At 42.0% G+C, this 15100-nt stretch carries 11 protein-coding genes and 1 other annotated feature; all 11 genes read left to right on the forward strand.

The features are described from left to right. The first annotated feature begins 46 nt into the window (after positions 1 to 46). Positions 47 to 266, forward strand: a binding site (T-box leader). 48 nt (positions 267 to 314) lie between these two features. The 11 genes from ileS to V514_RS0102760 all read left to right on the forward strand — a co-directional run bounded on the left by ileS (position 315) and on the right by V514_RS0102760 (position 15098). Then, entirely contained in the window at positions 315 to 3095 is a 2781-nt protein-coding gene (ileS, locus tag V514_RS0102710; protein ID WP_029498160.1) for an isoleucine--tRNA ligase, read from the forward strand. A gap of 139 nt (positions 3096 to 3234) precedes the next feature. Continuing rightward, positions 3235 to 3711, forward strand: a complete 477-nt coding sequence (gene lspA / locus V514_RS0102715) for a signal peptidase II (RefSeq protein WP_029498161.1) — start codon at positions 3235 to 3237, stop codon at positions 3709 to 3711. Between the two features lie 4 nt (positions 3712 to 3715). Next, entirely contained in the window at positions 3716 to 4633 is a 918-nt protein-coding gene (locus V514_RS0102720) for an RluA family pseudouridine synthase (RefSeq protein ID WP_029498162.1), read from the forward strand. 226 nt (positions 4634 to 4859) lie between these two features. Continuing rightward, positions 4860 to 5399 (forward strand): bifunctional pyr operon transcriptional regulator/uracil phosphoribosyltransferase PyrR, encoded by a 540-nt coding sequence (gene pyrR / locus V514_RS0102725; protein WP_029498163.1) that lies wholly within the window; start codon positions 4860 to 4862, stop codon positions 5397 to 5399. Between the two features lie 28 nt (positions 5400 to 5427). After that, the gene (locus V514_RS0102730) at positions 5428 to 6792 is read left to right on the forward strand and encodes a uracil-xanthine permease family protein (RefSeq protein ID WP_029498164.1); all 1365 of its coding nucleotides are present in this window, start codon (positions 5428 to 5430) and stop codon (positions 6790 to 6792) included. Positions 6793 to 6968: 176 nt separating this feature from the next. Next, positions 6969 to 7850 carry an aspartate carbamoyltransferase catalytic subunit gene (locus tag V514_RS0102735; RefSeq protein WP_029498165.1) on the forward strand — a complete coding sequence of 294 codons (882 nt, stop codon included), beginning with the start codon at positions 6969 to 6971 and terminating at the stop codon, positions 7848 to 7850. Next, positions 7850 to 9127, forward strand: coding sequence for a dihydroorotase (locus tag V514_RS0102740; protein ID WP_029498166.1), 1278 nt, complete (start codon positions 7850 to 7852; stop codon positions 9125 to 9127). The genes V514_RS0102735 and V514_RS0102740 overlap by 1 nt, the downstream gene beginning before the upstream one ends. After that, a complete protein-coding gene (locus V514_RS0102745) occupies positions 9127 to 10230 on the forward strand; it encodes a carbamoyl phosphate synthase small subunit (protein WP_029498167.1) in 1104 nt (367 codons plus the stop codon). The genes V514_RS0102740 and V514_RS0102745 overlap by 1 nt, the downstream gene beginning before the upstream one ends. Further along, positions 10223 to 13426 (forward strand): carbamoyl-phosphate synthase large subunit, encoded by a 3204-nt coding sequence (gene carB, locus V514_RS0102750; protein WP_029498168.1) that lies wholly within the window; start codon positions 10223 to 10225, stop codon positions 13424 to 13426. The genes V514_RS0102745 and carB overlap by 8 nt, the downstream gene beginning before the upstream one ends. Beyond that, the gene (locus V514_RS0102755; protein ID WP_029498169.1) at positions 13426 to 14193 is read left to right on the forward strand and encodes a dihydroorotate dehydrogenase electron transfer subunit; all 768 of its coding nucleotides are present in this window, start codon (positions 13426 to 13428) and stop codon (positions 14191 to 14193) included. Before carB ends, V514_RS0102755 begins: the two co-directional genes overlap by 1 nt. Next, positions 14190 to 15098 carry a dihydroorotate dehydrogenase gene (locus V514_RS0102760; protein WP_029498170.1) on the forward strand — a complete coding sequence of 303 codons (909 nt, stop codon included), beginning with the start codon at positions 14190 to 14192 and terminating at the stop codon, positions 15096 to 15098. Before V514_RS0102755 ends, V514_RS0102760 begins: the two co-directional genes overlap by 4 nt. Positions 15099 to 15100: the final 2 nt, after the last annotated feature.

Below are 15100 nucleotides of genomic sequence, written 5' to 3' on the forward strand. Positions count from 1 at the left end.
CAGCTTGACGTTACGGGCGCAATTTTCTATAATTGCAACATATGAATGAAAAGCACTGACAGAGACAGTACGCTTTAGACTGCAGTATAGCGATTCGAGGATGGTGAAAGCTCGAACAAACAGCTAAGGCCGAATATCACTCTTGAGCTAGGTCGCTGAACTTTAGTAAGCCATCTCGTTGCCACCGCGTTAAGGTGTTCTTAAGTGGCATAGTCTAACTATGCAATTAGGGTGGTACCGCGAGTTAACTTCTCCTCGTCCCTTGTTTGGGATGAGGAGTTTTTTTATGGATTAATTTAGAGGAGGAATTACGAATGGCTGAATACAAAAAAACATTATTAATGCCGAAAACAGATTTCCCAATGCGCGGAAATTTACCGAATATGGAACCAAAAATGCAAGAGAAATGGGCAGCAATGGATATCAATGCGAAAGTACTTGAACGTACAAAAGACCGTACACCGTTCGTACTACACGATGGCCCTCCGTATGCAAACGGCGACATCCACATGGGTCACGCATTAAACAAAGTATTAAAAGATATGATTAACCGCCACCGTTCAATGACGGGCTACCACGTACCATACGTGCCAGGCTGGGATACACACGGTTTACCAATCGAACAAGCGTTAACAAACAAAGGACATGATCGCAAGAAAATGTCGATCGCAGAATTCCGCGAACTTTGTAAAGACTATGCATTAGAACAAGTAGCTAGCCAACGTGAACAATTTAAACGTGTTGGCGTTCGCGGTGATTGGGAAAACCCGTACATCTCATTACGTCCAGAGTTTGAAGCTCGTCAAATCGGCGTATTTGGCGATATGGCGAAAAAAGGCTATATCTATAAAGGTTTAAAACCAGTTTATTGGTCTCCATCATCTGAATCTGCATTAGCAGAAGCTGAAATCGAATATAAAGATATCAAATCACCATCTATCTATGTAGCATTTAACGTAGAAGATGGTAAAGGTGTGTTAAACAATGAAGAAGCAATCGTTATTTGGACAACAACGCCGTGGACATTACCAGCGAACTTAGGGATTTCTGTAAACCCTGAATTTATGTATGTCGTTGTAAACGCAAATGGTCGTAAATTTGTTGTCGCAAAAGAGTTATTAAATACTGTAGCAGAAAAAATCGGTTGGGAAGATGTACAAATCGACCGCGAAATCAGCGGTGCAGACTTAGAAAACATCACAGCGAAACACCCATTATTTGACCGCACATCACTTGTAATGCTTGGTGACCATGTAACACTTGAAGCAGGTACAGGCTGCGTTCACACAGCTCCTGGCCATGGTGAAGATGACTATCAAATTGGTAAACGTTATGGTTTAGACATCTTGTCAGTTGTTGACAATCGCGGTGTTTTAACTGAAGATGCTGGCGAATTTGCAGGTCAATTTTATGACAAAGCAAACAAACCAATCTGTGAAAAATTAGAAGAACTTGGTGCTTTACTAAGCCTAACATTCTTTGAGCACTCGTACCCACATGACTGGCGTACGAAAAAACCGGTTATCTTCCGTGCGACACCACAATGGTTTGCATCAATCGAATCATTCCGTCCAGCGTTATTACAAGCGATTCGCGATACGAACTTCACACCTGAATGGGGTGAAACACGTCTATTCAATATGATTCGCGATCGCGGTGACTGGTGTATTTCTCGTCAACGTGCATGGGGCGTGCCAATCCCAGTATTCTACGCTGAAAATGGTGAAGAAATCATTACAGAAGAAACAATCGCACACGTACAAGAGCTATTCCGCGAACATGGTTCAAATATTTGGTTCCAAAAAACAGCAAAAGAATTACTGCCTGAAGGCTTCACACATGAAGGCTCTCCAAATGGCGAATTTTCAAAAGAAAACGACATCATGGACGTATGGTTTGACTCAGGCTCATCTCACCAAGGTGTCTTAGCTGAACGTGGCATGAGTTATCCTGCAGACCTTTATTTAGAAGGCTCTGACCAATATCGTGGTTGGTTCAACTCATCATTAATCACATCTGTAGCGGTTAATGGCTTTGCACCATATAAGGGCTTATTATCACATGGTTTCGTATTGGATGGCGATGGCCGTAAAATGTCGAAATCACTTGGGAACATTATCGCGCCAGCAAAAATCATGCAACAATACGGAGCAGATATTCTACGCATGTGGGTAGCGTCAGTAGATTACACTGCAGACGTGCGTATCTCAATGGATATGTTAAAACAAGTGTCAGAAGTATACCGTAAAGTTCGTAACACACTAAAATTCGTTCATGGGAACTTAGCTGATTTCAATGCAGAAACAGACTATGTAGCGTATGAAGAATTACGTGAAGTCGACCAATACATGTACATGGAACTTCAAAAATTAATCAAAACAGTGCGCACAGCATATGACAACTATGAATTCGCAACAGTTTACAAAGCAGTAAACAACTTCATCGCCACAGAATTAAGCTCATTCTACTTAGATATCGCCAAAGATGTAGTCTACGTAGAAGCGCCAAATAGTCACGCACGTCGTGCAATGCAATCTGTTATGTATGATACGTTAAATGCGTTAGTAAAACTTCTTGCTCCAATCATTCCTCATACATCTGATGAAATGTGGGAATACATGGCTTGGACAACAGAGGATTCTGTACAATTAACAGATATGCCAGATGCTGTTGAAAAAGAAAACTTTGCCGCTTTAACTGAAAAATGGGCAACAATCATGAACGTACGTGACGTTGTTTTAAAATCATTAGAAGAAGCACGTACAGCGAAAGTAATCGGTAAATCATTAGAAGCAACTGCAACGGTCTATGCCGATGCTGCAACAAAAGCGATACTTGCAGATGAAGCAATTGATTTTGCGCAAATGATGATTGTTTCTGAATTTGTGTTAGATGACCTTGCAAACGCAACAGATGAATGTGTGAAAACAGAAACCGTTGCAGTCGCTGTTGTTAAAGCGAGTGGCGAAAAATGTGCTCGTTGTTGGACAATCGATGCAACAGTAGGTCACAATGACAAACACGCAGATCTTTGCGAGCGTTGTGCAACAGTTGTTGAAGAAAATTTTGCTGACGTTGATTTAGAAGTGAAATAAATTAAAAAAACTCTGATGAAAGGAATCGCTACTAGGCGGTTCCTTTTTTTGTAGTAGAAATTCGTATATCGTTCAATTTGTTCTCGTATCGATGTGTGGTAAAATAGGTTAGATTCATGGAAAACGGAGGAAACGTCACGTGTATAAATATTATTTAATTGCACTCTTTGTCATTATTGTTGACCAGCTGACAAAATGGGGTGTTGTGAAAAATATGACAGAGGGCCAAGAAATTGTCGTTTGGGACCCTATTTTTTCACTCTACTCACATCGCAACCAAGGCGCAGCATGGGGGATGATGCAAGGAAGAATCGGTTTATTTACAATCGTTACAGTGGTTGTGGTTATCGCAATCATTTATTACTTTCACAAAGAAGGAAAAGGTAAGCCGCTATTTGCGACGAGCCTCATGCTGCTTCTAGGCGGCGCAATTGGGAACTTCATCGACCGTATCACTACCGGCGAAGTAGTAGACTTTGCGAGCTTTTGGATTCCAGTAATCGACTACGATTTCCCAATCTTTAATATTGCCGATATGGCACTAACATTCGGTGTCATTTTAATGATGATTTATGTATTATTTTTTGAAGGAAAACAAGGAAAGGTGAAGAAATAATTTTATGACTGAAACATTTACAGTACAAGCAGATAGCGCGAAAAACCGCATTGATAAAGCACTTGCATCAATGCAGGACAAGTGGTCTCGCACACAAGTTCAAAACTTCGTTGATGAAGGGCATTTATTAGTAAACGGAGAAAAAGTGAAAAAAACATATAAAGTAAAAGAAAATGACATCATCACAGTTGATGAGCCAGAAGCAGAACCACTTGAAATTCTGGCTGAAGATTTAAATTTAGAAATCATTTATGAAGATGAGGATGTTCTCGTTGTCAACAAACCAAAGGGTATGGTCGTTCACCCAGCACCAGGTCACGCTACAGGAACGCTTGTAAACGGCTTGATGCATCATTGCACGGATTTATCAGGCATCAATGGTGTCATGCGCCCAGGTATCGTACATCGTATTGATAAAGATACATCTGGTCTATTAATGGTGGCAAAAAATGATATGGCACATGAAAGTCTTGTTCAACAACTTGTCGATAAAACAGTGACACGCCGTTATACAGCGCTTGTACATGGCCATATTCCGCATGATAAAGGAACCATCGATGCACCAATCGGCCGCGACCAAAAAAATCGTCAAAAACAAGCCGTTGTTGATAATGGGAAACATGCCGTAACGCATTTCCACGTAACAGGACGTTTTGGCGTTGATTACACAGTGATTGAATGCCGCCTTGAAACAGGTCGTACACACCAAATCCGCGTGCATATGAACTATATCGGGTATCCATTAGTTGGTGATCCAAAATACGGACCAAAGAAAACAATGGATATCGGTGGGCAAGCATTACATGCAGGTGTATTAGGCTTTGTCCACCCTCGTACAAATGAGTATTTAGAGTTTTCGACGCCAATCCCTGCTGATTTTGAGGCATTATTAGCTCGTTTAGGTAGCGAATACGAAAAATAAGCAATAGACTGTTGACACTTTAAGTCATAAAGGTCTATACTTATGTCAGTGAAAATCTTAATATTCACCTTTTAAAGACAGTCCAGAGAGGCTGAGAAGGGATGCGAAGAATGTGGGATTACTGCGTCGAGTTATGCAGTTTATTTGACATATCTATCAGTGTACCTATACAACCTCTTGGGCATTACGCTCAAGAGGTTTTTTTATTGAAAGGAGGCAGTTCCAGTTGACAAAGAAGGCCGACATTTTAGACGAAGCAGCGATGAACAGAGCGCTAACGCGTATCGCACATGAAATTATCGAACGCAACGAAGGCATTGATAATGTTATCTTAGTAGGAATTAAAACGCGCGGTGCGTATTTAGCCAAGCGCCTATCACAAAAAATCAACACGATTGAGAAAAAGGAAATTCGCTCAGGAGAGTTAGACATCTCCCTTTACCGCGATGACCTTTCGACAAAAACGTTGAACGGTGAAGCGACAGTGCAACAAGTTGATATTACATACGACCTAACAAATCAAACAGTCGTATTAGTCGATGATGTACTGTACACAGGTCGTACAGTTCGCGCAGCAATGGATGCGGTTATGGACATTGGACGTCCGTCACAAATTCAACTAGCGGTGTTAGTTGACCGAGGTCATCGCGAATTACCAATCCGCGCTGACTTCGTTGGGAAAAACATCCCGACGGCAAGCCACGAACGAGTAGTTGTGCACATGGTAGAAGTGGACGACGAAGACTTAGTAGCAATCTACGAATAGGTAAAAGCTTAGAAGGAAGTTGAAAGATATGTCAAATCAAACTGTACTAGATATCAATGACAAGCCAACTGGCAGTCAATTAATTACATTAAGTTTACAACATATGTTCGCAATGCTTGGTTCCACTATTTTAGTGCCAACGTTGACCGAACTATCACCAGCCATCGCCTTACTAACAAGTGGTGTGGCAACATTATTCTTCCTATTAATAACGCGCTTTCAAGTGCCAGCATATTTAGGGTCATCATTCGCGTTTATCGCCCCAATGCTCGTTGCAACAAAAGCAGCTGGCGGCCCTGGTGGAGCAATGATCGGCGCGATGGCGGTCGGTATTGTCTACGGCATCGTCTCGCTTCTAATTTGGAAAACGGGCTACAAATGGATTTTACGCATCTTACCACCAATCGTCGTTGCACCCGTGATTATGGTTATCGGTTTAGCATTAGCCGGTACAGCAGTTGATATGTCAATGAATGAAACATTAGCAGATGGGACGACGAAAGTGTACCACGTATCGTACTTCATTATTGCACTTATTACACTAGCAGCAGCGATTATTATTAACAACTTCGTAAAAGGCGTGATGAGCACGATGCCTATTTTAATCGGCTTGATCGTCGGTTACATTGCAGCGCTAATTTCAGACCAAATCGCCGGCACAAGCTTCATCGACTTTACAGCAGTAACAGAAGCAGCATGGATTGCGGTACCAGATTTCTTGCTTCCAGGTATCGATTACGAATTTAACGTCACCTCAACATTGTTACTCGCAATGGTGCCAATCGTCATCGTCACCATTTCAGAGCATATCGGTCATCAGCTCGTCCTTGGAAAAGTTGTGAAGCGCAACTTTATTAAAAGTCCAGGGCTACACCGTTCACTACTAGGTGATGGCTTCGGTACATTAATTTCATCACTAATCGGTGGCCCACCAAAAACAACGTACGGTGAAAACATCGGCGTCCTTGTATTAACACGTGTCTTCAGTGTATGGGTTATCGGTGGTGCAGCAGTATTCGCCGTACTACTATCATTCTCAGGTAAGCTAATGGCTTTAGTAAGCACGATTCCTTCACCAGTACTTGGTGGCGTATCTATCTTACTATTCGGTATTATCGCATCAAGCGGGTTACGCATGTTAGTTGAAAACAACATTGATTTTGACCATAAACGTAACCTTGTGATCGCATCTGTTATTTTAATCTTAGGTATCGGCGGCGGCAAGCTCTTATGGCAAAACGCTTTCGGTATTGAAGGAAATGACTTTGCTATCGAAGGTATGGCACTTGCGGCAATCGTTGGTGTCCTACTAAACATCATCTTACCTGGTAAAGCTCAACCAGACCTTGAGCTACTAGCAGACGAACAACGAGAACAACAATTAAATAAATAACAGCATTACCTTTTAAGGGCTGCCCAGAGAGGCACAGAAGGGTTATTATTACAGTAGGGATGGGCGCATTAGCACAAGTCTATTGTAATATCCTTCCTCCGCCTCCTTAAAATAACTAAGGAGGCTTTTTTATTAAAATCTTGCCTGTGAGCGAGAATAAATTCGGAGGCTATATGATGAAAAATTTACTGTCAATTGAAGAAGTATCTAACGAAGAAATCCACGCGATTTTAACAAGAGCCGCAGCGTTTGAAGCAGGCGAGCCAACACAACTAGATTCAGACTACTTAGTCGCAAACCTATTTTTTGAACCAAGCACACGTACGAAAACAAGCTTTGAAACGGCCGAGCGCAAAATTGGTGCAACAGTCATTCCGTTCGAAGCAGGTTTCTCAAGTACATTAAAAGGTGAAACACTGTACGATACAGTGAAAACGTTAGAGATGATCGGCATGGACGCAGTAGTCATTCGTCATAAAGATGACGCCTACTACGAGGAATTACTAGACGGTATCAACGTCTCTGTGATTAATGCAGGTGATGGCGCTGGTCAACATCCGTCACAATGTCTACTCGATTTATTCACAATTTTCAAAGAGTTCGGCAAATTTGAAGGATTAAATGTTACAATCGTGGGAGATGTATCGCATAGCCGCGTTGCCAAGTCAAATGCTTCGGCTCTGCGTCGATTAGGAGCAAATGTTAACTTTGTTTGCCCGAAAGAATGGCAAGGCGAGTACAGCGAAGCGCATCACGATTGGGATGAGTTACTACATACAAGTGATGTTGTGATGCTACTACGTGTTCAACACGAACGCGATGCAGCATATGAAGGTTTTACAACAGAAGGATATCACGCACAATTCGGATTAACGAAGGAACGTGAACAGCAAATGAAAGATGGCGCCATCATCATGCACCCGGCACCAGTGAATCGCGGAGTTGAAATTGACTCCGATCTTGTTGAGTGTGACCGCTCGCGAATCTTCGAGCAAGTACGCAACGGCGTATTCGTTCGCATGGCTATCGTAGAAACGATCTTAAAGGGGAGAAAATAATGTCAAAATTAATCACAAACATCCAATTAGTAGATGAAGCAGGCAAGTTATCAGCAGGTGAAATTTTAATCGACAATGATGGTAATATCGCAGAAGTTGCGGCAACCGTAACACAAACAGCAGACGAAACAATCGATGGGAAAGGCTGCATCGCCTCACCAGGTTTTGTTGACGTCCACGTGCACCTTCGCGAGCCAGGCTTTGAGCATAAAGAAACAATCGAAACAGGTACAGCTTCTGCTGCAAAAGGCGGTTTCACAACAATTTGTGCCATGCCAAATACAAAACCTGTGCCAGATTCAGTTGAAAACTTACAATTAATCAACAGCTTAATTGAGAACAGCGCTAAAGTTCGCGTGTTACCATATGGCTCGTTAACAGTCGCACAATCAGGTGACGCTCGTACAAGCATTAAAGACTTAAAAGATAACGGCGCAGTTGCTTTCTCAGATGACGGTGTCGGTGTTCAATTAGCTTCAACAATGTACGAACAAATGAAAGATGCTGCAGAACTTGGCGTTACAGTCGTTGCTCACTGTGAAGATAACTCATTAATCTATGATGGTGTTATGCACGAAGGTACGCGTAATCATGAGCTAGGTTTACCAGGTATTCCATCAATTTGTGAATCAGTACAAATCGCTCGCGATGTACTACTTGCAGAAGCAGCAGGCGCACATTATCACGTATGCCACGTATCAACGAAAGAATCGGTACGCGCTGTACGCGATGCAAAAAAAGCCGGCATCAATGTAACTGCTGAAGTTTGTCCACACCACTTAATTTTAGAAGAAATGGACATCCCATCAGATGATGCAAACTGGAAAATGAATCCGCCGCTTCGTGCGAAAGATGACTGGGAAGCATTACATGAAGGTTTACTTGATGGCACAATCGACTGTATCGCAACAGACCATGCACCACACACGCATGATGAAAAATGCTGCGGTATGGTTGGCGCACCATTCGGCATCGTAGGCTTTGAAACAGCATTCCCATTACTGTATACGAAATTCGTAAAAACAGAAAAATGGACGTTGCGTCAATTGATTGACTGGATGACTGTAAAACCTGCACAACTGTTCAAATTACCATACGGTACATTAAATGTTGGCGAATCTGCAGACATCGTGCTAATTGACTTAGAACATGAACAAGCAGTAGATATTGAAAATTTTGAATCAAAAGGTAAAAACACACCATTCAATGGCTGGAAAGCTTATGGCTGGCCACAAAAAACAATCTACAACGGCGAAATCGTTTGGGAGGAAGCATAATGACAACAAGAAAACTCATTTTAGAAACAGGGGAAGTATTTGAAGGACAAGCATTCGGTAGTGAAAAAGGTTCTGACGGTGAAGTTGTATTCACAACAGGAATGACAGGTTACCAAGAAACATTATCAGATCCATCATTCTGCGGCCAAATTGTAACGATGACATACCCGCTAATCGGGAACTACGGAATTAACCGTGATGACTTTGAAACGATTTCACCAGCAATTAAAGGTTTCGTCGTACACGAATTAGCAAAAACACCATCAAACTTCCGTAATGAAGGTACAGTGGATGAGTACTTGAAAATGAAAGACATTCCAGGGATTGAAGGTATTGATACACGTAAATTAACACGCCTAATCCGTAATGAAGGTTCTGTTAAAGGTTACTTAACAGCAGTAAATGAAGATGTGAATGTAGACGAAGTTGTTGCGCGCTTACAAGGCACAACATTCCCAACAAACCAAGTAGAACAAGTTTCAACAAAAAGCGCATACCCATCTCCAGGACGTGGCAACCGCGTTGTATTAATGGACTTCGGTATGAAACATGGTATTTTACGCGAATTAAATAACCGTGACTGCGATGTAGTCGTTGTACCTTACAACACAACAGCAGAAGAAGTATTAGCTTATCATCCAGACGGCATTATGCTATCAAACGGACCTGGAGATCCACTAGATGTGCCAGAAGCAATTGAAACGATTAAAAACTTGATCGGTAAAGTGCCACTATTCGGTATTTGCCTAGGGCACCAATTATTCGCTCTAGCAAGTGGCGCACAAACATTTAAATTAAAATTTGGTCACCGCGGTGCGAACCACCCAGTGAAAGACTTAAGTACAGGTCGTACAGAATTAACTTCTCAAAACCACGGTTACGCAGTCGATATGGACTCATTAGCAGCAACAGATCTAGAAGTCACACATGTTGCGTTAAATGACAGCACTTGTGAAGGTTTACGCCACACAACAGCGCCAGCATTCACCGTACAATATCACCCAGAAGCATCACCAGGCCCAGAAGATTCAAACCACCTGTTCGATCAATTTATCGAGTTAATGAATAACAATACTAGAGAGGAGCAACAACAACATGCCTAAACGCCAAGATATTAAATCCATTTTAGTAATCGGTTCTGGTCCAATCATCATCGGTCAAGCCGCAGAATTCGACTACGCAGGTACACAAGCCTGCCTTTCACTTAAAGAGGAAGGTTACCGCGTTATTCTTATTAACTCAAACCCAGCGACGATTATGACAGATACACAAATCGCTGACAAAGTATACATTGAGCCAATCAGCCTTGAGTTCGTATCACGCATCATCCGTAAAGAACGCCCAGATGCAATCCTACCAACACTAGGTGGTCAAACAGGTCTAAACATGGCGATTGAATTACACAACTCAGGTATCTTAGATGAGCTAAACGTAGAAATTTTAGGTACAAAATTAGATGCCATCAACCAAGCGGAAGACCGTGATTTATTCCGTAATTTAATGTACGAGCTAGATGTACCAACACCGGAATCAGAAATCGTACACACAGTAGAAGAAGCAGAGGAATTTGTTAAGAAAATTGGTTACCCAATTATCGTACGTCCAGCCTTCACATTAGGTGGTACAGGCGGTGGTATTTGTGAAAATGACCAAGATCTTCACGAAATCGTTGCATCAGGTTTAAAATATTCTCCAGTAACACAATGTTTAGTTGAAAAATCAATTGCTGGTTACAAAGAGATTGAATACGAAGTAATGCGTGACTCAAAAGACAATGCCATCGTTGTATGTAACATGGAAAATGTTGACCCAGTCGGCATTCACACAGGTGACTCAATCGTTGTAGCACCATCACAAACATTATCTGACCGCGAATATCATATGTTACGTAACGTATCATTAAAAATTATCCGCGCCCTAGGTATTGAAGGTGGCTGTAACGTACAATTAGCGCTTGACCCAGATAGCTTTAACTACTACATTATCGAAGTAAACCCACGTGTATCACGTTCATCAGCACTTGCTTCTAAAGCAACGGGTTACCCAATCGCGAAACTTGCAGCAAAAATCGCTGTCGGCTTAACATTAGATGAAATGATTAACCCAGTAACAGGTAAAACATATGCTTGCTTCGAACCAGCACTTGATTACATCGTAGCAAAAATCCCACGCTGGCCATTTGATAAATTCGAAGGTGCAAAACGTAACCTTGGTACACAAATGAAAGCAACGGGTGAAGTCATGGCAATCGGCCGTAATTTCGAAGAAGCTATGCTTAAAGCAGTGCGTTCATTAGAAACAGGTCACAAACATATCGAAATGAAACACGCAGAAGATTTAACAGATGAATGGATCAAAAAACGTGTTACAAAAGCAGGCGATGAACGTTTATTCTTCTTAGGTGAAGCATTACGTCGCGGCGTAACAATCGAAGAAATTCATGAATGGTCAAAAATTGACTTATTCTTCTTAAATAAATTCAAAAACATCATCGATTACGAAACAACATTAAAAGAAAACGTTAAAGATGTTGACGTACTACGCCATGCGAAGAAAATTGGTTTCGCAGATGAAACAATCGGCAAACTTTGGGGTATGGAAGCAAGTGCTGTATACGATTTCCGTAAAGAGCATGGCATTATCCCGGTGTACAAAATGGTTGATACATGTGCAGCAGAATTCGAATCAGAAACACCATATTTCTATGGCACGTATGCAGATGAAAACGAATCAATTAAAACAGACCGCGAATCAGTTATCGTACTAGGTTCTGGTCCAATCCGTATCGGTCAAGGTGTCGAATTTGACTATGCCACAGTACACTCAGTATGGGCGATTCAAGAAGCAGGTTATGAAGCAATCATCATCAACTCAAACCCAGAAACCGTTTCAACTGACTTCTCAATCTCTGATAAATTATACTTCGAACCATTAACAATCGAAGACGTTATGCACATCATCGACTTAGAGCAACCAAAAGGCGTTGTTGTACAATTCGGTGGTCAAACAGCAATCAACTTAGCAGATAAATTAGAAGCACGCGGCGTAAAAATTCTAGGTACATCACTAGACTCAATCGACCGTGCAGAATCTCGTGACCGTTTCGAAGAAGCACTTCACGAGCTAGATATTCCGCAACCACTAGGTAAAACAGCAACAAACACAGAAGATGCAGTGAAAATTGCTGAATCAATCGGCTACCCAGTGCTTGTACGTCCTTCATACGTACTTGGTGGACGCGCAATGCAAATTGTTTACAGCACAGATGAAATCAAACATTACATGGCAACAGCGGTAGAAGCATCACCAGAACACCCAGTATTAATCGACCGTTACTTAACAGGTAAAGAAATCGAAGTAGATGCCATTTGTGACGGTACAAACGTATGTATCCCAGGGATTATGGAACATATCGAACGCGCAGGGGTTCACTCAGGTGACTCAATCGCAGTCTATCCGACACAAAACTTATCACAAAAACATATCGACACATTAGTTGATTACACAACTCGCCTAGCATTAGGACTTGGGATTAAAGGGTTAATGAACATCCAATATGTTATCTCAAACGATGAAGTATATGTGATTGAAGTAAACCCACGTGCATCACGTACAGTACCATTCTTAAGTAAAATCACAAACATTCCAATGGCGAATGTCGCAACAAAAGCAATTTTAGGTACATCAATTATTGAACAAGGCTACCCAACAGGCTTAGCGCCAATTCAAGAAGGTGTCTTCGTTAAAGTACCAGTATTCAGCTTTGCGAAATTACGTCGTGTCGATACAACATTAGGACCTGAAATGAAATCAACTGGTGAAGTAATGGGTAAAGATACAACGCTTGAAAAAGCTCTTTACAAAGGTTTCGTAGCAGCAGGTACAAAAATTGAAGATCATGGTTCAGTATTAATGACCGTAGCAGACAAAGATAAAGAAGAAGCAACAGCGCTTGCAAAACGCTTTGTAGAAATCGGCTATTCAATCTTCGCAACACCAGGTACAGCGAAAGCGTTAAAAGAAGCAGGTATTCAAACGACAATCGTTGATAAAATCGGCTCAAATGGTCCAACATTACTTGATGTCATTCAAAAAGGTGAAGCACAATTAATCATCAATACACTTACAAAAGGTCAACAACCAGCGCGTGACGGTTTCCGTATCCGTCGTGAAGCGGTAGAAAATGGTGTAGCGTGCTTAACTTCACTTGATACTGCAGATGCAATCTTAAAAGTAATCGAATCAATGACATTTACAGCAATGCCAATGCCAAAAGCTCAAGTAGAGGTGCGCATCTAATGATCCAACAAGAAAAAATGAAAGTAGTGCGTCAACAGCAAGTCGCGGATAGTATTTTCGAGATTACGCTAGAAGGCCAGCTTACAGACCAAATGCAACAACCAGGACAATTCGTACACTTACGCGTTGCGGATAGTTATGAACCTAGCTTACGCCGTCCGATTTCGATTGCGAATATCGATCACGACAACAAGCAATTTACGATGCTTTATCGTGCTGGCGGACGTGGTACGGACGTTCTTTCTAAAAAACAAGTGGGAGACGTTGTCGATGTACTAGGTCCACTAGGTCATGGTTTCCCAGTTGAGGAAACACAACCAGGAGAAACCGCGCTATTAGTAGGTGGCGGGATCGGTGTCCCACCACTATATGAGCTATCAAAGCGCTTAAATGAACGCGGTGTGAAAACGATTCATGTGTTAGGTTTCCGCGGAGCTAAAGATGTCTTCTATGAAGAAGAATTTAATAAATTAGGTGAAACATACATCGTAACAGAGGATGGTTCAAGTGGTCATCAAGGTTTCGTTACGACGTTAATCAATGAAAAAAATCCAGCGTTTAATACGTTTTATACATGCGGTCCAACACCGATGTTACGAGCAGTTGATCAAGCGTTCCCAGATAAAAAAGGTTTCCTATCATTTGAAGAACGTATGGGCTGTGGAATCGGTGCTTGCTACGCTTGCGTATGCGATACGACCGATGGCGGCTATAAAAAAGTATGTTCAGATGGCCCTGTATTCGCGAAAGGAGTCGTAGCACTGTGAGTTTAGAAGTAGCATTACCAGGAGTAACATTAAAAAACCCAATTATGCCAGCATCAGGCTGCTTCGGCTTCGGCCAAGAATATGCCCAGCTTTATGATCTATCAAAGTTAGGTGCAATTATGATTAAAGCAACAACTGCAGAGCAACGCCGAGGAAATCCAACGCCGCGCGTTGCAGAAACAGCTGCCGGTATGCTGAATGCAATCGGTTTGCAAAATCCAGGCTTAGAGCATGTGCTTGCGCATGAGCTACCATGGCTTGAGAAATACGATGTGCCAATTATTGCGAATGTCGCTGGTTCTGAAACAGCAGATTACGTTGAAGTAGCACGCGAAATTAGTAAGGCACCAAATGTTTATGCGTTAGAGCTAAACATTTCTTGTCCAAACGTTAAATGCGGTGGTATCCAATTTGGTACAGACCCAGACGTTGCAGAGGCGTTAGTACGCGCTGTAAAAGAGGCGTCAAGCGTACCTGTTTACGTTAAGTTATCACCGAATGTTACGAGTATCGTCGATATGGCGAAAGCAGTAGAGCGCGGTGGTGCAGATGCCATTACAATGATTAACACATTAGTTGGTATGCGTCTAGATCAACGTACAGGAAAACCGGTTATTGCAAACGGTACAGGCGGTCTATCAGGTCCTGGTATTAAACCAGTAGCCATTCGCATGGTGTATGAAGTTTATAAAGCCGTCAACATTCCGATTATCGGGATGGGTGGCATTGCAAATGTCGATGATGTGATCGATTTCCTATCTGCTGGTGCTTCCGCAGTAGCAGTTGGGACAGCAAACTTTGTAGAACCATTTGTTTGCCCAAATCTTATCGAAGCATTACCACAAAAATTACAAGAGCTTGGCGTTGACAGCGTTCAAGATTTAATCGGAAGGAGCCATCGCTAACG

Source organism: Kurthia huakuii LAM0618, assembly GCF_000505545.1.
Taxonomy (GTDB): domain Bacteria; phylum Bacillota; class Bacilli; order Bacillales_A; family Planococcaceae; genus Kurthia; species Kurthia huakuii.

Bases quoted from the DNA above. Each gene is read 5' to 3' on its own strand.
- V514_RS0102735 (WP_029498165.1), top strand. From the start codon at position 6,969: ATGAAAAATTTACTGTCAATTGAAGAAGTATCTAACGAAGAAATCCAC.
- ileS (WP_029498160.1), top strand. From the start codon at position 315: ATGGCTGAATACAAAAAAACATTATTAATGCCGAAAACAGATTTCCCA.
- V514_RS0102740 (WP_029498166.1), top strand. From the start codon at position 7,850: ATGTCAAAATTAATCACAAACATCCAATTAGTAGATGAAGCAGGCAAG.
- V514_RS0102745 (WP_029498167.1), top strand. From the start codon at position 9,127: ATGACAACAAGAAAACTCATTTTAGAAACAGGGGAAGTATTTGAAGGA.
- V514_RS0102730 (WP_029498164.1), top strand. From the start codon at position 5,428: ATGTCAAATCAAACTGTACTAGATATCAATGACAAGCCAACTGGCAGT.
- V514_RS0102755 (WP_029498169.1), top strand. From the start codon at position 13,426: ATGATCCAACAAGAAAAAATGAAAGTAGTGCGTCAACAGCAAGTCGCG.
- V514_RS0102720 (WP_029498162.1), top strand. From the start codon at position 3,716: ATGACTGAAACATTTACAGTACAAGCAGATAGCGCGAAAAACCGCATT.
- carB (WP_029498168.1), top strand. From the start codon at position 10,223: ATGCCTAAACGCCAAGATATTAAATCCATTTTAGTAATCGGTTCTGGT.